This is a genomic window from Pseudoclavibacter helvolus, from assembly GCF_014191305.1.
GTDB lineage: Bacteria > Actinomycetota > Actinomycetes > Actinomycetales > Microbacteriaceae > Pseudoclavibacter > Pseudoclavibacter helvolus.
Genome location: NZ_JACHWJ010000012.1, coordinates 77,432 through 97,164 on the forward strand (window position 1 = coordinate 77,432; position 19,733 = coordinate 97,164).

Sequence of the window (19,733 nt, forward strand, 5' to 3'; positions counted from 1 at the left end):
CCCTATAGGTCTGGAAATTCATGCAGCCTCTACATGCTCGTGAGCCGTTCTTCGGCTTGTTCTTGGTGGTTACAGGGATCATGGGGGTAGCTGCCGCCCTGGCGTTGTCGATCGAGAAGGTCGTGCAGCTGCAGAACCCGACAGTGGCGTTGAGCTGCGATGTCTCGGTCCTGGTGCAGTGCTCCACCAACCTCGAGAGTGCGCAGGGGGCAGTGTTCGGGTTCCCCAACCCGTTCTTGGGGCTCATCGGGTTCGCTCTGGTCCTTGCGGTCGGTGTGGCGGTGTGGGCGGTCCCGCACTTCGCGTCTTGGTTCTGGGCCGCGTTCAATGTGGGCGTGGCTGGAGCATTCGCGTTTGTGGTGTGGCTGATCGGGCAGAGCATCTACGTGCTGGGGACGCTGTGCCCGTGGTGCCTCGTCGTGTGGCTGGTCACGATCCCGTTGTTCGTGTTCGTCACCGGACGGAATGCTCGCGCAGGGGTGTTCGGGTCACGCATGAAACGGGTCGCAGAAGCGGCCTGGCCGTGGCTGACGCTCACGGCATTCGCGCTGCTGGTCGCAGTCGGCGTGCTCGCGCAGCTTCGCCTGGACGTGATCGGGAGCCTCACGTTCTAGGTGGCCTGCTGCCCATCCGTGGCAGTAGCCGACTGCTGGGCGTGCTCCGCCTCGTCCCTGCGGGTGACCGTGAGGAGCACACCAAGGATCATGCCGACGACAAGCGCAATGTCTGCCAGATTCCCGATGAAGAAGTTGCCGTAGGCGAGAAAGTCAGTGACGTACCCGCGTCCGAATCCCGGGTCCGCGAAGAGCCGATCGAGGAGGTTCCCCACGGCTCCTCCCCAGATCAACCCGACCGTGATTGCCCAGCGCGTCGTCGTGATGCGGCGGGCGACGAACAAGATCCCCACCGCGACGATGGCGCTGAAGATGGTGAACAGCCAGGTGGAGTTCTCGCCGAGCGAGAACGCTGAACCCGGGTTGAAGGCGAGCTGCAGCCCGAGGGCGTTCCCGAGGAGCGGAATGCGCTCGGTCTCGCTGAGCTGATCGAGGGCGATGGCCTTGCTGAGCTGGTCAGCGCCGGCCACGACCGCGGCGACCGCCGCCGTGGCGAGAAACGAACCCCACGAGCGACGGGCAGTCGTTCCTTCGGGGTGGTCGCTACTGGGCGATGGCACGGTCGAGCGCGTCCGTGAGGTCGGTGAGGGCTGTGAGCTCCAGCTGTTGGCCGTCGAGGAAGAACGTCGGGGTTCCCTGGATGCCGAGGGCGCGGCCTTGGTCGAGGTCTTCGGTGACGCGAGCTTCGGTCGCAGGGTCGGCGACGGCCGTGTCGAACGCGGCCATGTCGAGCCCAAGTTCTTCTGCATAGGTGCGGAAGAGCGGGGCCTGGGAGGTCTGCTGCTCGCCCCAGTCGGCCTGCGTTTCGAAGAGCTTGCCGTACATGTCCTCGAAGCGATCCTGCTGGGCTGCCGCTTCCACCGCGACGGCGGCGTTCATGGAATTGAGGTGGCCTGGGAGGGGGAAGTAGCGGACGACGTAGTTGATCTCACCCTGGTACTCGGCGCGGATCTCCTCAATGTAGGGGTAGAACGCACCGCAAGCCTCGCACTCGAAGTCGAGGTACTCGACCAGGGTCGGCGCTTCTGGGCCGGCTTCATCGAGGACGTGCGAGTTCGCGGCGACGCCGGGCAGGCCACCATCGTCGGGGATGGCAGCTGCTGCGACAGGGTCGTTCGAGACGTCCGGGGAGGACGAGCTCGTGAAGATGAAGCCGGCCACGACAAGCACGGCAACGACGGCGATCGAGATGAGGGTGACTTTCGTGGGAGTTTTCATGATCCTTGGTGGTCGTAGTTCGGGCGCTGACGGCTAGAGCGGGAGGGCGATGTTGAGCATCACGCCTTGGAGTATCGACATGAGGGCACCCCAGAGGCCGGTGACCATCAGGATGCCGAGCAGGATCTGCACGCTGCCGGCCACGATGTTGATGGGGCGGATGTGCTTGGACACGAACTTGACCGACCGCGTTGCCCATCCGAACCCCCAGGCCAGCAACAAGAACGGCAGGCCAAGCCCGAGCGAGTACGCGAGTCCCAGGAAAGCGGCCCGTCCTGGGTCGCCGAGGTTCCAGGACACCGACATGATCGCTGCGAGGGTCGGACCGATGCAGGGCGTCCATCCGATCCCGAGCGCAACCCCGAGCAGGGGCGCAGAGAACACGCCGAGGGAGTTGGAGAAGCGTGGCCGCTTTGTGCGCTGCGCCATGGGAATGGCACCGATGAAGACCAGTCCGAGCGCGATGACGACGACGCCGAGGAGGCGCGTGATGAGGTCCGCGTACTCGAGGAAGAAGCGCCCCATGACGCCGCCCAGGATCGTCACCGCCATGAAGACGGCGGTGAAGCCAGCGATGAACAGCAGGACGCCAATCAGGAGACGTCGACGAGTGCCGGTCGCGGCCTCCCCATCCGAGCCCTGCACGGTGGCCCCGAGATATCCGAAGTAGCCAGGGACGAGTGGGAGTACGCAGGGAGAGGCGAATGACACCAGCCCAGCCAGAGCCGCGACGAGCAGCGCTACCCCGAGTGCACCATCGAAGATCAGCCCCTCTGGTGTCACGGTGCTTCCGCCACTGCGTCCTCAACCAGGGTCGCGAGGATCGATGCGGACGGGATCTGCCCGATGATGCGCGCCGCCACCCTGCCCTGTCGGTCCATGACCAGGGTCGTGGGGGTGGCCTGGATCGGGGTGACGAGGGAGAACGCAAGGGTTGCCTGGCTGTCGATGACGTCGATCACGCTGGGGTAGGTGATGCCGAACTCTTCAGCGAAGGAGATCGCGGTCGCTGGTTGGTCGTAGGTGTTGATGCCGATGAATCCGACCTCGTCGTCCTGGTATGCCTCCCACGTGTCTTGCAGGATGGGTGCTTCCACGCGGCATGGGGCGCACGCGGCGTACCAGAAGTTCACGACGTACACGCGCCCTGCATAGTCCGCGCTCCCAACCGTTTCGCCGTACTCGTCGGTGCCCTCGAACTTGACTGGTGCTCCGCGCTCGGCGGCCGCGATCTCCACGACGCGGGCGTCGACGCTGGTCGTGCTGCCATCGGCGTTGGGTGCGTTGAGCGCCAAGTCTTCCTGCGGTGCGCACCCGGCGATCAAGACGGCGGTGAGTCCCGCCGTGATGGTCGCAAGCAGCGTCCGGACTCGACGTGCGCCTGACCGCTCACGCATGAACGACCTCCGATATCTTCGCCCGCTGCGGGAGCGGTGCGAGCTGCGGTGTTGCTCGCCGGGTGGTGCGGACATTGTTCAGGATGAGGCGGAGCTCAGCAGGCTGAGTCAGCGAGAACAGGAACGCTATCGTCGCGCCTACAATCCCCAGCCGCACTGCGCGAACAGTCGTGATCCTCACGAAAAGCCTGCCGCTCATGGGCGGATCGCTTCCGGTCCGCAGCAGACCGAAGACTCCTCCTGGCTGGGTGAGCAGTCGATGCCGTCGTCGACGGCGATGACCACCTCGATGAGCTCCCCAATGGCTCGACTGATCTGCGAATCTGCGATTTCGTACCGTGTCTGACGCCCCTCCGGGGTCGCGACGACAATGCCACAGCCCCGCAGGCACGCGAGATGGTTAGAGACATTGGTCCGAGTGAGACCCAATGACTCTGCGAGACGGGCCGTGTATCCCGGGGCGGTGAGCAATTCCAACAAGATGCTGGACCGTGTTGGGTCCGCCATGGCTCGACCGAGACGGTTCATCACGTCGAGCCGCGAAGCAAGAGTCAGCATCCACTGACTATATCGTGAGGCGGCGAAGATAGGCGGGTTGCAACGTGTTGACCTAGACGCCGTCTCCCGGGCTGAAGTGTCGTATCCGGCAAGTTGAAGATGAGTGCATACCTGCAGGACAACGCGCGGGCACACCGCTTCGAAGTTTGGTTTCGCGTGCGGATTGTCGCTCACACTCGGTGAGCTGGTCGGCTCGCAGGGGCGTGGTCGAGTGGAGCATTCAGGCTGCCGGCTCGGCTCGAGTAGGCGACGGACCCCGGTTCCGGTGTCGCTCAGTCGCCACACCGTCAACTACCTGGGTCACCGAAGGGGTCCTTTGGGTGAGGCCGGGACCGCCCCTGACCCCTGACGCAATGACCCCGTCGTTGAGCTGCGCACGATCGGCCGCTCGCGAGACCAGAACAGTGACTCAGTCGCGCGGTACTTTGGCGGGTGGGATGCCGACCGGGTCCCTCCGCTGCTCTTGCGCCTAAGAGATGCTCTCCGGCAGGAGAGGGTCAGCGCTGATTTCCGTAGCGGGCGGCGAGGGCTGCGTTGTGCAGGCGAAGCTGCTCCTCTTCGAGCTCCTCACGGCGACGGGAGGAGCGTTGGTCCCGGCTCCACCACTTCGAGAGCGTGACGATGAGCACGATGAACAGTGGGAGGCCTCCATACGCCCAAGCCACGCCACCACCGATGGCCTGGTCGACGATCGGCGAGATCCCCAAGGCCTCGGATCGGTTCGCGTACCAGCTGAACAGTGGCGTGTTCATGATCAAGAGCACGAGCCCGAAGACCGCGTGGACCTGCATTTCGATGAAGGCGTTCAGCAGGCGTGCGGGGTACGACGGCACCCGCGGGAGCGGGTCGGTGGACCAGAGGGGAACGGCTCCAACGACGCCGAGTAGCAGGAACACGAGCATGGATGCGTCGTGCCCGCCCGGCACGCTCATCACCCAGCTCACACCCCCGGTGAAGTAGAACGCGGGGAACACGATGATCGGAATCACAATCGCGACGCCCGGGTTCAGCAGCGCGTAGGCCAGCTTCGAGCGGTATGCACTCAGCGCGGTGCGCAGCACGATTCGACCAGCTCCCACGTGCGGCGTCGCCCGCAACAGCAGCCGGCCCGGGGCTCCGATGAGCAGCAGCGGTGGTACGAAGACCATCACCGTGACCTGCTGGAAGATCAGCACCGACACCAGCTCTCGAGCGTACTCAGAGGTGCTTGAACCGGTAACGCTGAACAGCAGCATGCAGCCGAGCGCGAAGCTCACGCTCTTGAGGATCGACCACCCGCGCCCGGCGCGCCACAGTCTGATGGCGCCCGCCAGGTATGCGGCCAGCAGGAGTACCGCCAACCACGCCAACGGTGACGTCGCAGCGTTGCGGAAGGAGAGGAGGTCAGCGATTTCGAACTGCACGGCGAATCTCCCGGAATCAAGTGACGTTGCTTCATCTGCGCACCAGCACGCTCCGGTGTGGGGTTGAAAGCTGTTACGCCCAGGAGCTTCGGCTGCAGGTGGCGCTGACTATTCTCCCTGGATCGTGACCACGGTGGAGGGCACGTTGTTCTGCTTGAGGAACTCCTGGGCATCGATTTTCTGTCCGGACGCGTCCTGCAGTTCGAGATGCAGGTGCGGGCCAGTGGACACGCCAGTGTTGCCGATGAGTCCGACCTGATCGCCCACCTTCACGGCGTCGCCCAGCTGGAGTGTCACGGAACCTTGCAGCATGTGGGCATACCGACTCTGGTAGGTCTGTCCGTTGATGACGTGCTCGAGAACGACGTTGACTCCGAACCCGCCGTTGTCCACCGGAGTGACGCTGACAACCGTACCCCCGGCGATCGCACCGATGGGTGTCCCTTGGGCTGGAGCCATATCCAGTCCCATGTGGTTCGTGCTGCCGATGCCGCCTGGGGAGACGCGAGGTCCGAATCCATCCGTGATCGGAACCCCGACCGGGAAGGGCCACTGCACGGTAGCTGTCAGGTCGTTGCTGAACGTTCCTCGATCGGTCAGTCCGCCGCTGAGGTTCGCGACTGTTGCGGACCCCATCGTTGTCACCGCGTAGGTCGAGCCCCGATCGCTCGGAGTTGCTTCCCCATCGGTGACCGTCAGTGTCTGGCTGGGCAAGCTCGAGACCGCGTTCGCCAACGCTGCTGACTCAGACCCCACGGCAAGGTCCTGCCGGACCGCCATTGTTGCGGCGGGAAGGGTCGTAAACGCTGCAAGGCTCCCTGCGACCCCAAGGGCCGCGACCCCGATACCGCTGCGCACGAGCAGGGAACGAGCATTTCGCCGTGAGTTGGGCGTCTCACGCTTGGACGGTTGCTTGTCCGCAGCGCCGGCTTCCTGCGCAGCCCGCTCGTTGCGCCCGAAGCTCGCAGGAGTCTCCACAGCGACGTCCGGACCTGCCGTGGGAGCCTTCGGAGAGGTCTGCGCTCGCTCGGCAGGGGCAGTGTGGGCTCGTTCAGCTTCGCGACGGGCGCGGCGAGAGGCGAATACCTCTGGCAACGAGGCTCCGGCCTCGGACGTGCCTCGAAGCCCGGTCGTCTGGAGTTGCCGTTCGCTCTCGCGAGCTGCTCGTCGAGTCAGTGGCATGGGGTCCGGCTGCATGTCGCGTGTCTCCTGCAAGTCGTCTGCCCGCTGGTCGGGATCCGAGATTACGGTAACAGAAACATCACGATTGTCACAGAAAAATAACGACAGCGGGTGCTGTCGCCTGCCCCGTGGCCGACTTCCGTGTGATGTTGGGGGCGAGGACTACTCCTGGGGGTACGCCCACTCAATGCCGGTCAAGGCATTTGGTCCAGTGAGGATCAATGCACCTGCGGGGGTGGGGACATCGAACACGATCGCACCGTGCACGGACTCTCCAGGCCCGATCGCGGTGGGCAAGTAGGCGTCTGCCTCGAGGCAGCTCGTAGCCGTAGCTGACCCCACCTGTCCGTCAACCAGCTCGCCCTGGTCATCCACCGCAGTCCAGGCCGACGGGTCAAGCTTCACGCTCTCCTGAAGATCGGGGGCCGTCCGGCCCTCGAAATTGAACTGCACGAAGAACCCATTCTCGGGTTCGGCGCTGGGATCGCCGGTGCAGGACGGTCCGACCACGATGCTCGTGACCGCGAACTCGGCAAGCACACCAGCGTCTCCCGCAGCTCCGATCCGCATCGGCTCACCGGTCGTCTTCACGATGTTGCCCCGCTCGTTCCTGACAGGCGACTCGACGGGCAATGACGGTGATGCCTGAGTCGGCTCTTCCCCCACTGTCGGGCCGTAGGTCGTGTCCAGTGGAGCGGAAGCGCATCCCGTCAAGGCGAACATGGCGGTGAAGGCTACGAGAACACGTTTACGCATGCTGACACGATAGGGCCAGGCGTGAACAGCCAAACGGCTCTGGCGTAAGAGCCGATGTCACCTGTTGAGTCGCGAACTGCGCAAGGTCGGGGCTCACAGACGCGGCCCATCCCCAAGAGGACCTCAACCCAGAGAACGTCGAAGTAGCATCTGCGAGGCGAGCTATAGGCGCGTGATCGGAACCGTCAATCCGCCGAGGGTCGGAGGGTGTGTGCCCCCTGCAATTTTCGGAGACTCGACATTGGCCGGCTTGGCAGTCTGTAGTCGTCGATAGAGTGTGGCGCGCGAAATGCCAAGATTGCGGGCGACCTCAGCCACCGGCACATCGGCCGCGATCAAATGCGCGGCGTTGCTCAGTTGGCTGTCGCTGACCTTCCGGGGTCGCCCCCCGAGATCGGCTCCCGCAGCTCGTCGCTTGCTCACTGAGTCCAGAACTCGTTCGCGTCTGATCTCGAGCTCCATCTGCGCGAGCGCGGCCATCACGGTAAACACCATCGACCCCATGGGGGTCGATGTGTCCACGTCTCCCCCACCGAGATTCAGCACCCGCAGGGCGACACCATTGGCGCGGAGGTCCTCCGCCAACGTCAGCATGTTGCCAGTCGAGCGCCCCAGACGGTCGAGGGTGGTCACCACGAGCGTGTCTCCATGCTCCAGGGCTCGCAGTGCTATGTCCAAGGAGGGCCGCGAGGCGTTCGCGCCAGACGCTCCCCGATCGACATAAAGGTCGTCAGCGCGCACTCCAGCTGCCCGGAGGTCGAGCTCCTGCCGGTCGGTGTCCTGGCGTCGAGTCGAAACGCGGGCGTAGCCAATGAGTTTGGGCACGATTCTCCTGTCGCAAAACCAACGGTGGTTACGCGACTCTACCGACCCAGTTGTGACACATAGTTATGAGAATCGCGAGCCGCGGAAAACCGGCCGCCACTCCCCCGGCTGTGCGTACTGAGTGAGACGTCGCGAAACCCATGGGTTTCGCGACGAACAGGAGCCGACTAGGCCCGTGGTGGTCGTCCATGTTGTGGCGCGGACCACGTCTCCGACCATGGTGCCTGTGATGGCTCGTGGCGAGCCTCGACCTTGCCTCCAGTATCGCTGGGGCTAGCGGCGACCTGCACGCCCTGCTCTCGCAGACCCGCACGATCGACAGAGCTGCGAGCCGCTCGAATCTGATCCGGTCGAAGAAGCCCGCGACCTGCGGTGCGGGGTCGGGTCCCCCGCGAAGCAAGTCGGCGCGGCTTTCAATGCCACGACGTCGTTCCGAAGCCGCTTGGTCGAGACGTGGAGCCGAGTACCTCCGCGCACTCCCGTTGGTTCGGTCGTCACGGTCACCCGTGTCGATCTAGGCCTGTAGTACAGCAACGATTCCGCGCTAGCGCCCTCTTGTCTCGCCACGGCAGTGATCGCTTTCGCTCGCGACGCATGCTCGCTGCTGTGGTCGCGTACGAGCCGCACTGCTCGCTCCCGCAGGGAGGGGTCAATCTTCTCTGGCAGAGATGCCATCCTTCAACTTGAAAGGAGACAACACTAAAACCAGGATGGTTCAGGGGGACATCGGATCGTTATGCACGCCCAACTCAAAGAGAGCGCCTCCCCAAACTAGCTGACCAGCGACAATGCCGAGAACGCTCGCAGCGATGGTCATAGCCAAGCCGATAGCTAGTCCTTTCCAACGCCAGCCTCGCCACCCAAGGGGCAGAAGTAGTCCGAGGCTTAGAAGGTGGGCCAACGCGAGCGGGGCCGCTCCGACAACCGCGCCGAATCCAGCCATCGTCGTGTTCGCGGCGAGCGCCTTGGACTGATCGGTTTGCGCCTCAAATTGAGCGAGGCCGTACCAGTTCCAAGAGACCACCATCACGACAAAGATCATGCCGACCGAGATCCAGAAACCAGTTTGGGTCCCTCGTGCAGTCACAGGTTGGGATTCACTCATGGATTCAACCTACCTGGCGCCCGACGCCAGTCCCTGAAGTACGGGAGGCCCGCTTGGGAAGGGGCCTGAGGAGACTTGAGAGTTCATCCTCTACTCGTCACCAGGGGCGCGACTGCCGACTGGTGCCTGTGTTCTTGACTGGTGCTTAGTTGAGAAGTGGGCCCATGGCCTGAAGGGCATGGACCCACTTTCACTGAAACGTGCCTCGAGGGGGTAACTCTCGAACCAGTTGCGATGGGACTACTCAGCGAAAGGAGTGATGCCACCGTTCGATCGTGTAGTACAGCTGCGCGCGCCTGCGGCCGTATCGCATGGCGGCATCGTTCTCGCCGTTGTATCGGTAGCACATCGAGATGACTTGGCTTGGGGTGAGGTTGCGCAGCGTGCTTGGGGGTGCTGCTGCTTCTCGTGTCGCTGCTTCCATCATCATCGTGAACATCGCTGACATGATGTTGTACTCAGGGTCTGTGCTGAGTTTCTTCCACACAGCCCACATGTCCCGCCAATTGGAGGCGTTGAGCTTCGGTTCGCTGATCAAGCCGGTGTCGATCGCCCAGTTCCGAGCTCCGATCGCGGTTTTCGCGAAGATCTGGCACCAGCCAGTTGAAGAATCGGACCGACTCGTCGGGAGTGGGGTGACCCCAGCCTCCATCGCTGAGTAGTAGTCCCGAACAAGCCTGTCGGCGAAGACATCGACCGGGTTGGTGACCATTCCTTCCCAGATGACAGGAGTGAGAATGAGTGCCTTGCGAACCTTGTACTTCGTCGCGAGGTTCGTGATGAACTGATCCTTGGCGCGAACGTTCGCGGATATTTTTGCTCGATTGGTGTGCATGACCGCTTGCTGTTCAGTGGAGTCTGCGTAATACAGGCAGGCTTTAAACCAGTCCTCCTCGAAATTTGACCATTTGGAAGACGGTACCAGAGGATCGTTTCCGACGCTAATTGCTGGCCCGAGGGAACCGAAGCCGAGATCGCGTCCGGAAGTGATGTTCTTGTCGATCTCAACTTGACCAAGGCCAGCCCCGACCGTGAGTGTCTGGACCTGATCAAAAGACCAGTTTCCTGGGAGGCGGTGAGCGAGATTGCCCGTGTACATCGTAGACATATCGGAAACGAAACTGTATGTGGCGTACCCGGCTGCAGTGACCATGGTGCACACGTTCCTGGCCCCGTAGACGCCAATCTTATAATTCAGGCCCAGCTCTGCAATCCGTTCGTGAATTCCCTTGAAATAAGGAATAACGAGGTCCTGTACCTGGCTAGGGTAGGCGTCGAAGTCCACAGCGAAATAGATAGTTGTACCGGTGGGAATTCGATAAGCCCAGGCGGCATTTGCTGCCTCAGCTCCCACTTCAAGTCCTCGCGCGTAAGTGAAGTGTTCGATTTCACTTCCACCGGTCTGGAAAATCGGGAATACTCGCTTACCAGCGGCAAAAATTCGCTCCAGTTCCCCTGCTTTGATATGCTTGTCTGGATCGAAGTCTGGAGTATTAGTGAGGTAGCGACCAAAGTAGCTGTAGCCAGCGCTTGTGAGAGCCGTGAGTCGCTGTGGTGTGAGCGTGCTGATGCAGTCGGCTGCCGTTCCTGGGCGGTCCGGATCTCCTGTGCTGACCAAGAGAGAGCCCCACGTAGCTACGTCCACCTTGCCGGTGATGGGCAAAGCGACGAATGACTGGAAGGCGCGAACCGCAGTTGTTGTTGCCGCTCCGTACGTCCCGGTCACAGCGACGTTGTGACCGTTGAAAAGCAGTGCCGCATGGAGTAGGTGGACGAAGTGCTTGCTACTGTCCGTGGCTCCGGACGAAAGATTGGCCTGGGTTCCTAGTCCGCTCTTGGTGGCCGGGCCGAAGTTTCCATTTGCAACGCCGTCCGCGAGGCCGATTTCATATTGAAGAGCGAACATTAGCGCTCGCTGGACGTCGCGGCTGTAATGGCCATCTGCCGGGATGATGAAAAAGTCCTTCCGGTTCAAGTATCGACCATTTAGCATCCTCTGTGCGACTCGAATATTCGTGTTGCCGCCGTCTACGACAACATATGCATCTGTGGTGAGCAGTGCTTTGAAGAGCTTGGGCTCGACAGAGCCATCGCCTGGAGTCAGGCCGATGTCCGTTCGAAGTTTCTGGACCCCAGCTTGGGTAACGCTGTCCCATGTGCCGGCCATAGAACCATTGCCGCCGTTGTAGCCCTTGCAGTAGAGGCCTGCCCTCGCGATCCGAATTACGTTCTTGTTGCCCGTGGTGTTCTTCACTGGTCCTAGTGTTGTTAATGCGGTCAATGTTCCTGGACCAAAACTGTCGGAAAGTGTTGTAATTCCGAGTTCGTACTGAAGTGCTCTGGTAAGTGCGTAAAGCGTCTTCCAGCCACTTTCGCCGTCTACCATTACCGGCTCGATCCCGGGAACTGAGGCGTAGGTGGTGTTGATCCAGGTTTGGACGTTGGTGACCCATGGGTCGGACATGGTGTGCTCCTTGTGGTTGGTGTTCTTCTTAGGGGTTCAGCACTGAACAGCGCGGTTTTTGGGCGCGATGGATCGCGCTGGCGGGGTGCCGCTGCGCTGAGAGGTGCTGAAGTGTGTGGGTGTGGCCGGGGTGCGGGGTCTAGCCGGGGGCGCCGGTGTTCTGCAGGGCGGTGGCGGTGCCGGTGGGTTTCCAGAGGCCGTAGTGAAGGCCAACGGCGATGAGGAACGAGGGCAGCGCGAGGAGGAGTCCGGTGCCGACGTCATAGAGGTGCCCTTGCTGCCACGCGTTGATCGCTTCCGCGAGCAGCGCGGAGATAAGGGCGAGGCCGGCGAGGAGCCAGGCTTTCCTGGCCGCGGAGGTCACGCGTGTGGTGACGAGGGCGACGAGCAGCGGGAGCACTGTGGAGAAAACGAGCTGTCCGATGAGGACCGGGTCAAGGGTGAAAGTCATGGGCTGGGGTCCTAGCGGGGTAGCCCGTCGGGCCAGGCCGGCGGTGGAGGTGGAAGTTCGTTGTAGATGTGGGCGCGGAGGGTGTGGGCATAGTCGCGGTAGCCCTCGGCGCGGTGCTCAAGGCGTTCCATGCGCTCGTCTTGCACGGTCGCTCGTCGGTCCTGGTCGGACGCGCGCGCATCGGCGTCGTTCCGGTACCCGTGGAGCTCTTCCTGGAGTTGGTCGATCATCTGCTGTTCGTTGGAGCGTTTGTTCGCTTCCGCTTGGACCGCAGTAGTGCGGGCAGAAGCTCGAGCGGAGAGGAGGTGTCCTGCGATGGCGCCGCACACTGTGAGCACAACTCCGCCGAGGCTGAGCAGCGCAATGATGAGCGGCTCGACCATCAACTGGCCAGGAGTTTCGTGACGTCGGCGCGCAGCGGGTTGATGTTGCTCGATTCGCGGGCCTGTTCGCTGATCAGAGTGATCTGCGCGGCGTAGAGGCGGATCGGGTCGGACTTCATGCCGCACTGTTGCAGCAGGGACTGGATGGCGTAGACCGTGTCCATGCTCTGGATGTGGGAGGCACCAGTGGAGGTGACGAGGTAGATGGCGCCGTCTTCGACGCGGGAAACGAGCACCATGAGTTCCTCCAGGAGGTGTCGAACTTGCTTGAGTGGGTGTGGGGCGCCGGTGGCGAGTTGCTGTCGGCGACGTTCTGCGGTGGTGAAAATCCAGTCGAGGTTCAACCCGCCGGGGCAGGCCGTTTGGTAGGAGACTCCCCACTTCAGGTACATCTCGCCGTGCCCGTAAAGGGAGAAGTTGGTGGTGGAGCGTTCGATGATGAAGCCGTTCTCGAACGCGATGTCCGCGCACCGGTTCGCGACGGTCTCGTGAGCGGCGTCAGAGACGGGCCACCCGGAAGCGTCGCCAAGTGCCGCGTTGCAAATCTCCATGGTGTGCGCCTGCGCATCGAAGGTCGCGGACCCGGAGGTCCAGGCCCTGGCTCCACGCTCGACAACCTCGATGAGCTCCCCGTTCGCGCCGACGACGTCGTTGGACGAGACCTCTCGGCTGCCACTGACCATCATGTCGACGACGCTGCGCCACGACGTGGACGTGGCGTGATGCAGCTGCAGAGCGCGCACTTTCGATCCATGCCGGGACGACTTCTGGTTCGTGCGGAAGGTGTGATCAATCGTCGCGAGTGGCATGGCCGTGACCTTCCGGACTGGGTGGGAGCGGGACGGAGTTGACGGCCGCGTCCCAGGCGGCTTGCGTGAACTCCGCGCTGCTCGGGTACGGGCGCCAGGCTGACGACTCGTCGAGGGGTGCTGGTTCGGGGGGTGTGTGTCGGAGAACGAACACCCACGCGATCCGGGCGCACTCCCCCGCGGCCAGGTCACCGATGCGCGCCGCACCGTCCACGTCTCGGGCGATCGTGACGCCAGGATGAGCGCTGGGATGGCGGCCGAAGAACATCTCAAGTTCGGTGTCCATCACACGTGCGAGGTCGAGGTCGTCGATAATGATGTGGCACGGTTCGCTCGAATTGTTCAGGAGCGTGATCTGCGTGATTCGGCCCGCGGAATCGCGACGGAGCGAACCGATCAGGCCATTGATGCTCTCGCCTTCGGTGAGAAGTTGCGTGATGAATGTCGTCATGTTCTTCCTAGTCGGGATGAGCGGTTCGGTGGGCCCTCGTTGGTTCGGGGTGGACTGACTGGAGGTACGATTTGAAGATGCGTTTCTACAAACTGGCTGTCGCTAGTGCGCTGCTCGTGGCCCTCTGTGGGTGCTCCTCCCCGCAAGAAGAGGTGGCACCCACAGGTAGCCCCACGAACAGTCCGAGTCCGACGGAATCGCAGATAGCTTCAGAAGCCCCCCAGGGCACATCCCCACCGTTGACCAAAGCCGAAGCCATAGATCAGTGCGGAGATGCGCTGTACTTCTGGTACCCGTTCGAGTGGGACGGGACTGGGGGGTGGAACGCACGCTTCAAGCCCGGTGAGTCCGAGGCCACTCCCGTCATGTCTGAGTGGAGAGTGGTGTTCGACTACGTCGGGGGCGACGAAGAGTCTTCAGAGGTCCTCATTGACGATGTGGCGCACGATGGTCGCGCAGCGACCTGGTGCGAAACGAACGGCGATGGAACGTATGACGTTGGCATTCTCGATGGACCCGAGATGCTAGGTGCCACTCTCCCGGAGCTGAAGCAGGTCATGTTCGACCGTTCCGGTGAGTACCTGAACGGTTAGCGCGGGAAGTAGATCCGCACAACCTCGGACAGGCGCTTGTGGAACTTGCTCCAGTGAATCGATGCAAGCACCTCGTTGTAGTTGAGGGGCTGCGTGGCGTAGCTGCCGTAGAGAGCCACCGCCCGGGCCGTTGAAGGCCCCGGCACTCCGTCCACTGTGATGTCCGAGTACTCATCGGAGGCGTTGCAGGTGATCTGGATACCGCGAATGGTGTTCGCGCCCCAGATCCCGTCGACGGGACCGCTATACCGGTTGGCCTGCTTCAGGAGTGCCTGAATGTTGCTGCGGCTGGTTGCGTTAGAAGGCTGTGCCCAAACTGCCATGATTTCTCCTAGTTGTGTGTTGTGGGTGAGGTGCACGTTCGTCACCAGGGAGTCCGACTGTCGGATATCCCGCGTGTTCGCGCGGCGCTGTCTTCGCTACCGGTCGATGGATTTCCACCAGATCGGTTATCGCGATACCCAGCCACGTTGCGATCACGCTGAGCTCGTTGAGGCTGATGTCGACGTCTCCGCTGAGCCGACGAGCAGCAGCGCGCGGGGAGATTCGCAGTGCTGCTGCAAGGTCTCGGGTGGCGAGGTTTCGCCATCCCATCTCCGCGCGGATCGCTGCGACCACTTGGCCGCTGAACCCGCTCCCTGAACTCATGACATGACTCTACATCTCATGAGACGCAGAAACGACGATATCAACCATCTAAAGGTAGTTTTGGGGTGTACAACCAATTTTTATGGTCGTTTAGCGCCTCAGGAGGTACCATGTGGTCATGGGAAGACCGAAGCAAGATGCCGCAGGAGTGTTCGCGCGGAGCCTGAGCCGCATCGTTCGCCGCGAGTTGGGCGACCGCAATATGTCGCGGTCGAAGTTGGCTGAGCTCATGGGTAAGAGTGAGCCGTATGTGCGGGCGCGCATCAACGACCAGACTGACTTCACGCTCAACGACCTGGAGAACATCGCGCGCGCGTTCGACATCGCTCCCATCGAACTCTTACGGCATGCCGAGATTGAAGTGCCGAGCAACGTGACGCAGCTCCGGACGCCCGACTGGACCGAGGCAGACGCTCGGAAGGTTGCGAAGGTCAGCTCCTCTGCTGAGGAGCTCGACCCGAACCGCGAGTAGCAATGTCGGTGGTTAGTGGGAGTGTGCGGTCATGCCTGTTTTCACGCTCGCGAACCTGCTCGGCATCAACGTGTTCTGGCGCGATGACCTGCGTGATGCTGGCAACTGGCACCCGAAGGAGAACGCCATCTCACTGCGGACGGGGCTCACAGAAAGCGAAACCCGCTCGGTCTTAGCGCACGAGATCGGTCATGCCGTTCTTGGCCACCATTGCGATGGGACTCGTGCAGAGCGGGAAGCTGACGAGTGGGCAGCGAATATGCTCCTCAGCGCGCGGATGGTGGCAGACTGCGCGAAGCGCTGGCCGGAGTCACCCGAAAAATGGTGCGATGAGCTGCAGGTCACGCCAGACATCCTGCGCGCCTGGATGGCACAGACGGAAAACTACGCACGAGCAAGTCAACATCTGCAGTCCTGAACTTGGTGTCAGGCCTCGACTCCCCCGGTGCCGGCGTATCAGGTGGCCTGGGGAAGGTGTTTCAGATCAGACGAGGCCTTCGAGCTTCCGGATCTCGTAGTCAGCAGCCTCGAACTGTGCCTTGAGGTCGCTCATCGTGACCCCGGTCTGGCTCGTGCCACCGACGAAGCCCACGTTGAAGGTGTCCCCGTTCTGTTCGCACCAAATATCGGCGTTATCGTCCGCGATGAGGGAGTCGACATACGGCACCACATCCGGATCGGTGTAGGGGTAGCCCGGGAAGTAGTCATAGTTCGCGCTCTGATTCTCGAACACGTACCGCGTGCCTTCGACTCGTACATTGTCGAGGTTGAATCGTCCGTTGAACATTCCATCGAGGTAGAAGTAGTACAGCGCGTCGCTGCACACGTTGATCGCCTCGGGGCTTCCAACCTCCGGCGTCACTTCTTCTTGTGCGACAGGATCCACGGTCGGGGAAGCAGGCGCCGATGGAGTTCCGGTCGTCTCTGCGGCCTGAGGGGAAGAAGTAGCTTCGCCGGAAGTGGTCGCATCGGTGCACCCGGTCGCCAGCGCGACCAGGGAAACCGTGACGAGGGTGCTCGTGACGAGGCGCGTGCGGAAGTTCATGGCGAACACTGTACGCAGGTTCCACCCGCATTTTTCGCCCGGCAGGTTCGTCAGACATCAACGTCACCATGCCTAGAAGTGCCGCGCACTGAGGTGTTGCCGCTGCGGAGACACGCGGAAAAAAATTTGCGTGAACTCTTTTGCTCGTGAGGTGCAATACATGTTGTGAGCACAGACAACGAGATCATCGCGCGTTCCCGGGCAGCCCCCGCTGCGTTCGCCGAGCTATATGAGCGACACCACCTACTTATCCATCGGTACGTCGCGCGACGCACGAACAGCGCCATCGCCGACGACGTCATGTCCGAGACCTTCCTCGTGGCGTTCGAAGAGCGGGGCCGGTTCGACGCCGCGCGTGGGGAAGTGCGTTCCTGGTTGCTGGGGATTGCCACCACACTCCTGAAGAAGCACCGTCGAGTCGAGGCACAGGAGTGGCGTAACTTCACGGCCGTCGCCGCATCAAGCGGCAATGCCTTTGATTCGATCGCTGACACGGATTCACGACTCGACGCAGACTCCCGGGTGCGAGGACTCAGCCAAGCGATTTTGGCGCTTTCAAGGGGTGATCGCGACGTCCTCCTGTTGTACGCCTGGGGCGATCTGGACTACGGCGGGGTCGCTCAAGCTCTTGGCATCCCGGTAGGGACAGTCCGATCGCGTCTTAACCGTGCTCGTCGACAACTGCAACGGGCAACTGAACGACAGACCAAAAACGAATCGAGGAGTGGCCATGGACAAGATCGACCAGCTACGTCGCGTGCGCGCTGACCAGCCAAACCCATCCGACGCAGCCGTGCAGGAAGGGCGACGCGCTCTTCATCAGCAGATTGCGAACGCCAAGCCGTTGAAGACCTCCTCATCGAGCATCGTGCCGGGGTTCCGAACCCGGCTTGCCTGGACCTTCGGGGCTGTGGCAGTGACTGGGGCTGCAGCCGCTGCACTCATTGTCGCTGCAACGCTGTCGAATCAAGAAGTGGTTCCGGTTGTTGGCTCGACTGCTCAGCCGACGGTCTCGGCCAGCGAAGAGCAACCCGAGCTCACGGAAGCAGAAGCCATCGCAGGATGTGTCGATGCGTGGAAGCCCGCCCCGGGAGCCCTGCCGCAGGCGGAGTACGAGAGCTTGTACGTCAACGACAAGACGATCGCAAACGTCGTAGACGGGGAGTGGCAGATCACACTCGTACCCACGCAACAGGTGGAGGCCGAGTGGAACTACTACTGCACTACAGACGGGAATGCCGTCAGTGCCTACACGAACGGCTACGAAACCTGGCCCACCTCTGGTTCTTGACCTCTGCTTGCTGACCAGCCTCGGCGTTCATCGTCGAGGCTGGCGTCTTGGAAGACATTATGTTTTCGAGACACAGCGGCGACTTGTCCGTGGCGTGCCCACTCCCCCGCGAGTCCAGGGCTCAGCTTGTCTCAAAAACTCGCCTCATCATAAATTGTCTTGGCAGTCACGCCCCGAGGGGTTTCTGAGGCAAACTGTCCGAGTGAGACTCCTTGGCTATACCCGCGTCAGCACCGCGACTCAGGATGCGCAGCTTCAGTTGGACTCGCTCGTCGCTGTCGGCGTGCAGAAGCGCGACATCTTCGCCGATGTGACGTCTGGGAGCCGGACTGCGATTGAGCGCCCGGGCATGAAACGGCTGCTCGAGCATGCGGAGGCCGGTGACACTCTCGTTGTGTGGCGCGTAGATCGTCTCGGGCGATCGCTCATCGACGTCCTCAACACCGTCAACCTCTTGCGGGAGCGCGGCATCAACGTGCGCTCCGTCTCCGACGGTATCGATCCGGCGACTTCAACGGGCCGGCTCATGTTGAACATGCTCGCCACCCTTGCCGAGTACGAGCGTGAGCTCATCGTTGAGCGTGTGAATGCTGGTATCGCCGCGGCACGTCAGAACGGTACGAAGTTTGGCCGGCCCCTCTCCGATCCTGTCCAGGTCGCAGAGAAGCTCCAGGTCGTAGTCGATGCGCGCAAGCGCGGTCGGACGGCGGAAGAAGCAGCTCGTCTCGTTGGATGGAGCCGCGCGACGTTCTATCGACATCAGAGAGCGAATGTGGTGGGCGAGCGCTCAAGCGTGGGGTGAGCTTGCGGGGCCAGTTGAAGCCGCGTATCTGCTCGAAACAACGCTTCAGGGATGGAGCTGGTAACGGAGGCAGCTCCGAGGGACAGAGGTAACTCCTTCACAGGGCACCAGCTGCTATTTGAGGGCTTCTGCACTTGAGCGAAGAACCGAACGCGCGCAGCCGAATACTGCCATCGGGGCCTCGTTGCGGCTGTGGACAGGCAAGAATGTGCACATGAGCTCACTTCTGCCAAATCTAGTCGACCTCCTCGCGGCACTACCCGACACAGCTGCGCACACAGACGCACGGCAACTCGCCACCGCGGCAGCGCCTGCAGAGAATCTCGACGAACTTGACGCTGCGTTGTCCGAGATTGTGCGGAGCTGGTTGACGTGAGTGCGCTTACATCGACTCGGATGGAATGGATAGAGATCCGGGGGTTTCGTGCGTTCGGTTCAGAGGTGCGACGATTGGACTTGAGCTCAAAATTGATCGTGGTTCACGCCGGCAATAGCCATGGCAAGACCAGCATGGCTGAAGCGGCGGAGTGGCTCATCACAGGCCGCAGTAGTCGACGCGACTTATTTGGCGGGGCTAAAGCGGAGTACAACGCGAGCCTCCGCAACGCTCACCTTCCTCCTGAAGATCCGGTGTGGGTAGCCGCGGGAATCCGAGATCGCGACGGCGTGCTGCGTACCGTGCGCCGAAGTTTGTTGGCTGACTTTGCCGCAGCTGCCGACTGCGCCTCCCAGCTCACTATCGACGGTCAGGTTGCAACGTCCTTGGCTTCGATAGGCATCGAAGCTGAGGACGCGCTCGCTGCGCCTGTCTTGCTTCAGCACACTCTTCGGTACGTGCTCTCTACTGAACCCAAGCAACGAGCCACCTACTTTAAGGCGTTGTTGGCGCTGTCGGATCTTGACGTCTTGCGCGCTCGAGTGAAGGCGCAGGCAGTTGGGTTGGAGGATATCCGGCTCATCGCATTTGAGGGTGTAGGTGGTTCCTGAACCCGCCGGTTTCGAGGAGGCTCCGCGCGATGTAGTTCGCCAGGTTCCGGAACCCCAGGGCCGAGCCGCGGAGGTGTTCGAGGCGGCCATTGATGGCCTCGGTGGGACCGTTGCTGGTGCCGGGCCGGTCGAAGAACGCGAGGACGTCCGCGGCGCGCTGTTTTAGCGTGCGGCCGAGCTTGCGCAGCTCAACGAGCGCGGTCGGGACGCCGCTGACGAGCGAGTCGATCAGCGCCTGCATGGCCTTCTTCCCGAGTGCGCGGTCGGGTTCGCGGTAGG

The 19,733-nt window shown here is 62.2% G+C and carries 26 protein-coding genes; 8 read left to right on the forward strand and 18 right to left on the reverse strand.

Going from position 1 to position 19,733, the window contains the following annotated elements; all coding sequences use genetic code 11:
- Positions 1–20: 20 nt before the first annotated feature.
- A complete protein-coding gene (locus tag FHX72_RS18330; RefSeq protein WP_183626996.1) occupies positions 21–614 on the forward strand; it encodes a vitamin K epoxide reductase family protein in 594 nt (197 codons plus the stop codon).
- Here FHX72_RS18330 and lspA read toward each other — a convergent pair.
- The 15 genes from lspA to FHX72_RS18405 all read right to left on the reverse strand — a co-directional run bounded on the left by lspA (position 611) and on the right by FHX72_RS18405 (position 13,616).
- Positions 611–1,174, reverse strand: coding sequence for a signal peptidase II (gene lspA / locus FHX72_RS18335; protein WP_271986294.1), 564 nt, complete (start codon positions 1,172–1,174; stop codon positions 611–613). The two genes, FHX72_RS18330 and lspA, sit on opposite strands and share 4 nt — an antisense overlap.
- Entirely contained in the window at positions 1,158–1,832 is a 675-nt protein-coding gene (locus tag FHX72_RS18340) for a DsbA family protein (RefSeq protein WP_183626998.1), read from the reverse strand. The genes lspA and FHX72_RS18340 overlap by 17 nt, the downstream gene beginning before the upstream one ends.
- A 33-nt stretch (positions 1,833–1,865) precedes the next feature.
- On the reverse strand, positions 1,866–2,615 hold the full coding sequence (locus FHX72_RS18345) for a cytochrome c biogenesis CcdA family protein (protein ID WP_183627000.1): 750 nt from the start codon (positions 2,613–2,615) through the stop codon (positions 1,866–1,868).
- Entirely contained in the window at positions 2,612–3,229 is a 618-nt protein-coding gene (locus tag FHX72_RS18350; RefSeq protein WP_183627002.1) for a TlpA family protein disulfide reductase, read from the reverse strand. Before FHX72_RS18350 ends, FHX72_RS18345 begins: the two co-directional genes overlap by 4 nt.
- Before the next feature lie 195 nt (positions 3,230–3,424).
- Positions 3,425–3,787: a Cd(II)/Pb(II)-sensing metalloregulatory transcriptional regulator CmtR gene (cmtR, locus tag FHX72_RS18355; protein WP_068476667.1), complete on the reverse strand. Its 363-nt coding sequence runs from the start codon at positions 3,785–3,787 to the stop codon at positions 3,425–3,427.
- 497 nt (positions 3,788–4,284) lie between these two features.
- Positions 4,285–5,190 carry a cytochrome c oxidase assembly protein gene (locus tag FHX72_RS18360; RefSeq protein ID WP_183627004.1) on the reverse strand — a complete coding sequence of 302 codons (906 nt, stop codon included), beginning with the start codon at positions 5,188–5,190 and terminating at the stop codon, positions 4,285–4,287.
- A gap of 108 nt (positions 5,191–5,298) precedes the next feature.
- On the reverse strand, positions 5,299–6,372 hold the full coding sequence (locus tag FHX72_RS18365; RefSeq protein WP_183627006.1) for a M23 family metallopeptidase: 1,074 nt from the start codon (positions 6,370–6,372) through the stop codon (positions 5,299–5,301).
- Between the two features lie 162 nt (positions 6,373–6,534).
- Positions 6,535–7,128, reverse strand: coding sequence for a hypothetical protein (locus tag FHX72_RS18370; protein ID WP_183627008.1), 594 nt, complete (start codon positions 7,126–7,128; stop codon positions 6,535–6,537).
- Between the two features lie 162 nt (positions 7,129–7,290).
- Entirely contained in the window at positions 7,291–7,953 is a 663-nt protein-coding gene (locus tag FHX72_RS18375; protein WP_183627010.1) for a recombinase family protein, read from the reverse strand.
- Between the two features lie 715 nt (positions 7,954–8,668).
- A complete protein-coding gene (locus FHX72_RS18380) occupies positions 8,669–9,058 on the reverse strand; it encodes a hypothetical protein (RefSeq protein WP_183627011.1) in 390 nt (129 codons plus the stop codon).
- Positions 9,059–9,302: 244 nt separating this feature from the next.
- Positions 9,303–11,522, reverse strand: coding sequence for a glycoside hydrolase domain-containing protein (locus FHX72_RS18385; RefSeq protein ID WP_183627013.1), 2,220 nt, complete (start codon positions 11,520–11,522; stop codon positions 9,303–9,305).
- 139 nt (positions 11,523–11,661) lie between these two features.
- The gene (locus FHX72_RS18390; RefSeq protein WP_183627015.1) at positions 11,662–11,973 is read right to left on the reverse strand and encodes a hypothetical protein; all 312 of its coding nucleotides are present in this window, start codon (positions 11,971–11,973) and stop codon (positions 11,662–11,664) included.
- An 11-nt stretch (positions 11,974–11,984) separates the two neighbouring features.
- On the reverse strand, positions 11,985–12,356 hold the full coding sequence (locus FHX72_RS18395; protein WP_183627017.1) for a hypothetical protein: 372 nt from the start codon (positions 12,354–12,356) through the stop codon (positions 11,985–11,987).
- A complete protein-coding gene (locus FHX72_RS18400) occupies positions 12,356–13,099 on the reverse strand; it encodes an N-acetylmuramoyl-L-alanine amidase (protein ID WP_221187057.1) in 744 nt (247 codons plus the stop codon). The genes FHX72_RS18395 and FHX72_RS18400 overlap by 1 nt, the downstream gene beginning before the upstream one ends.
- 46 nt (positions 13,100–13,145) lie before the next feature.
- On the reverse strand, positions 13,146–13,616 hold the full coding sequence (locus tag FHX72_RS18405) for a hypothetical protein (RefSeq protein WP_183627020.1): 471 nt from the start codon (positions 13,614–13,616) through the stop codon (positions 13,146–13,148).
- Positions 13,617–13,855: 239 nt separating this feature from the next.
- Here FHX72_RS18405 and FHX72_RS18410 point away from each other — a divergent pair, with 239 nt between their 5' ends.
- Positions 13,856–14,209: a hypothetical protein gene (locus FHX72_RS18410; RefSeq protein ID WP_183627022.1), complete on the forward strand. Its 354-nt coding sequence runs from the start codon at positions 13,856–13,858 to the stop codon at positions 14,207–14,209.
- Here the strand turns inward: FHX72_RS18410 and FHX72_RS18415 are convergent.
- Positions 14,206–14,532: a peptidoglycan-binding protein gene (locus tag FHX72_RS18415; RefSeq protein WP_183627024.1), complete on the reverse strand. Its 327-nt coding sequence runs from the start codon at positions 14,530–14,532 to the stop codon at positions 14,206–14,208. The genes FHX72_RS18410 and FHX72_RS18415 overlap by 4 nt on opposite strands.
- Positions 14,533–14,975: 443 nt before the next feature.
- Between FHX72_RS18415 and FHX72_RS18425 the strand changes: the two genes are divergently transcribed.
- Complete coding sequence (locus FHX72_RS18425) at positions 14,976–15,329, forward strand: helix-turn-helix domain-containing protein (protein WP_183627028.1); 354 nt, start codon at positions 14,976–14,978, stop codon at positions 15,327–15,329.
- A gap of 31 nt (positions 15,330–15,360) precedes the next feature.
- Entirely contained in the window at positions 15,361–15,747 is a 387-nt protein-coding gene (locus tag FHX72_RS18430) for an ImmA/IrrE family metallo-endopeptidase (RefSeq protein ID WP_183627030.1), read from the forward strand.
- A 66-nt stretch (positions 15,748–15,813) separates the two neighbouring features.
- On the opposite strand, the gene FHX72_RS18435 is transcribed toward FHX72_RS18430, so the two are convergent.
- On the reverse strand, positions 15,814–16,374 hold the full coding sequence (locus FHX72_RS18435) for a hypothetical protein (protein ID WP_183627032.1): 561 nt from the start codon (positions 16,372–16,374) through the stop codon (positions 15,814–15,816).
- 165 nt (positions 16,375–16,539) lie between these two features.
- Here FHX72_RS18435 and FHX72_RS18440 point away from each other — a divergent pair, with 165 nt between their 5' ends.
- The 4 genes from FHX72_RS18440 (at position 16,540) to FHX72_RS18455 (ending at position 19,454) form a co-directional block, all read left to right on the forward strand.
- The gene (locus FHX72_RS18440) at positions 16,540–17,142 is read left to right on the forward strand and encodes a sigma-70 family RNA polymerase sigma factor (protein WP_221187058.1); all 603 of its coding nucleotides are present in this window, start codon (positions 16,540–16,542) and stop codon (positions 17,140–17,142) included.
- Positions 17,105–17,665 carry a hypothetical protein gene (locus FHX72_RS18445; RefSeq protein WP_183627033.1) on the forward strand — a complete coding sequence of 187 codons (561 nt, stop codon included), beginning with the start codon at positions 17,105–17,107 and terminating at the stop codon, positions 17,663–17,665. The genes FHX72_RS18440 and FHX72_RS18445 overlap by 38 nt, the downstream gene beginning before the upstream one ends.
- Before the next feature lie 202 nt (positions 17,666–17,867).
- Positions 17,868–18,467, forward strand: a complete 600-nt coding sequence (locus FHX72_RS18450; protein ID WP_183627034.1) for a recombinase family protein — start codon at positions 17,868–17,870, stop codon at positions 18,465–18,467.
- A 396-nt stretch (positions 18,468–18,863) separates the two neighbouring features.
- Positions 18,864–19,454 (forward strand): AAA family ATPase, encoded by a 591-nt coding sequence (locus tag FHX72_RS18455; protein ID WP_183627036.1) that lies wholly within the window; start codon positions 18,864–18,866, stop codon positions 19,452–19,454.
- Here the strand turns inward: FHX72_RS18455 and FHX72_RS18460 are convergent.
- Positions 19,423–19,733: transposase (locus FHX72_RS18460; protein WP_183627038.1), on the reverse strand; the 311-nt coding region annotated here is incomplete at its 5' end. The two genes, FHX72_RS18455 and FHX72_RS18460, sit on opposite strands and share 32 nt — an antisense overlap.

Excerpts from the sequence above, each read along its gene's own strand:
- FHX72_RS18390 (WP_183627015.1), bottom strand. The coding sequence starts at position 11,973 with ATGACTTTCACCCTTGACCCGGTCCTCATCGGACAGCTCGTTTTCTCC.
- FHX72_RS18405 (WP_183627020.1), bottom strand. The coding sequence starts at position 13,616 with ATGACGACATTCATCACGCAACTTCTCACCGAAGGCGAGAGCATCAAT.
- FHX72_RS18380 (WP_183627011.1), bottom strand. The coding sequence starts at position 9,058 with ATGAGTGAATCCCAACCTGTGACTGCACGAGGGACCCAAACTGGTTTC.
- cmtR (WP_068476667.1), bottom strand. The coding sequence starts at position 3,787 with ATGCTGACTCTTGCTTCGCGGCTCGACGTGATGAACCGTCTCGGTCGA.
- FHX72_RS18430 (WP_183627030.1), top strand. The coding sequence starts at position 15,361 with ATGCCTGTTTTCACGCTCGCGAACCTGCTCGGCATCAACGTGTTCTGG.
- FHX72_RS18350 (WP_183627002.1), bottom strand. The coding sequence starts at position 3,229 with ATGCGTGAGCGGTCAGGCGCACGTCGAGTCCGGACGCTGCTTGCGACC.
- FHX72_RS18370 (WP_183627008.1), bottom strand. The coding sequence starts at position 7,128 with ATGCGTAAACGTGTTCTCGTAGCCTTCACCGCCATGTTCGCCTTGACG.
- FHX72_RS18455 (WP_183627036.1), top strand. The coding sequence starts at position 18,864 with ATGGAATGGATAGAGATCCGGGGGTTTCGTGCGTTCGGTTCAGAGGTG.
- FHX72_RS18395 (WP_183627017.1), bottom strand. The coding sequence starts at position 12,356 with ATGGTCGAGCCGCTCATCATTGCGCTGCTCAGCCTCGGCGGAGTTGTG.
- FHX72_RS18425 (WP_183627028.1), top strand. The coding sequence starts at position 14,976 with ATGGGAAGACCGAAGCAAGATGCCGCAGGAGTGTTCGCGCGGAGCCTG.
- FHX72_RS18445 (WP_183627033.1), top strand. The coding sequence starts at position 17,105 with ATGGACAAGATCGACCAGCTACGTCGCGTGCGCGCTGACCAGCCAAAC.
- FHX72_RS18415 (WP_183627024.1), bottom strand. The coding sequence starts at position 14,532 with ATGGCAGTTTGGGCACAGCCTTCTAACGCAACCAGCCGCAGCAACATT.
- FHX72_RS18330 (WP_183626996.1), top strand. The coding sequence starts at position 21 with ATGCAGCCTCTACATGCTCGTGAGCCGTTCTTCGGCTTGTTCTTGGTG.
- FHX72_RS18435 (WP_183627032.1), bottom strand. The coding sequence starts at position 16,374 with ATGAACTTCCGCACGCGCCTCGTCACGAGCACCCTCGTCACGGTTTCC.
- FHX72_RS18385 (WP_183627013.1), bottom strand. The coding sequence starts at position 11,522 with ATGTCCGACCCATGGGTCACCAACGTCCAAACCTGGATCAACACCACC.
- FHX72_RS18365 (WP_183627006.1), bottom strand. The coding sequence starts at position 6,372 with ATGCCACTGACTCGACGAGCAGCTCGCGAGAGCGAACGGCAACTCCAG.
- FHX72_RS18340 (WP_183626998.1), bottom strand. The coding sequence starts at position 1,832 with ATGAAAACTCCCACGAAAGTCACCCTCATCTCGATCGCCGTCGTTGCC.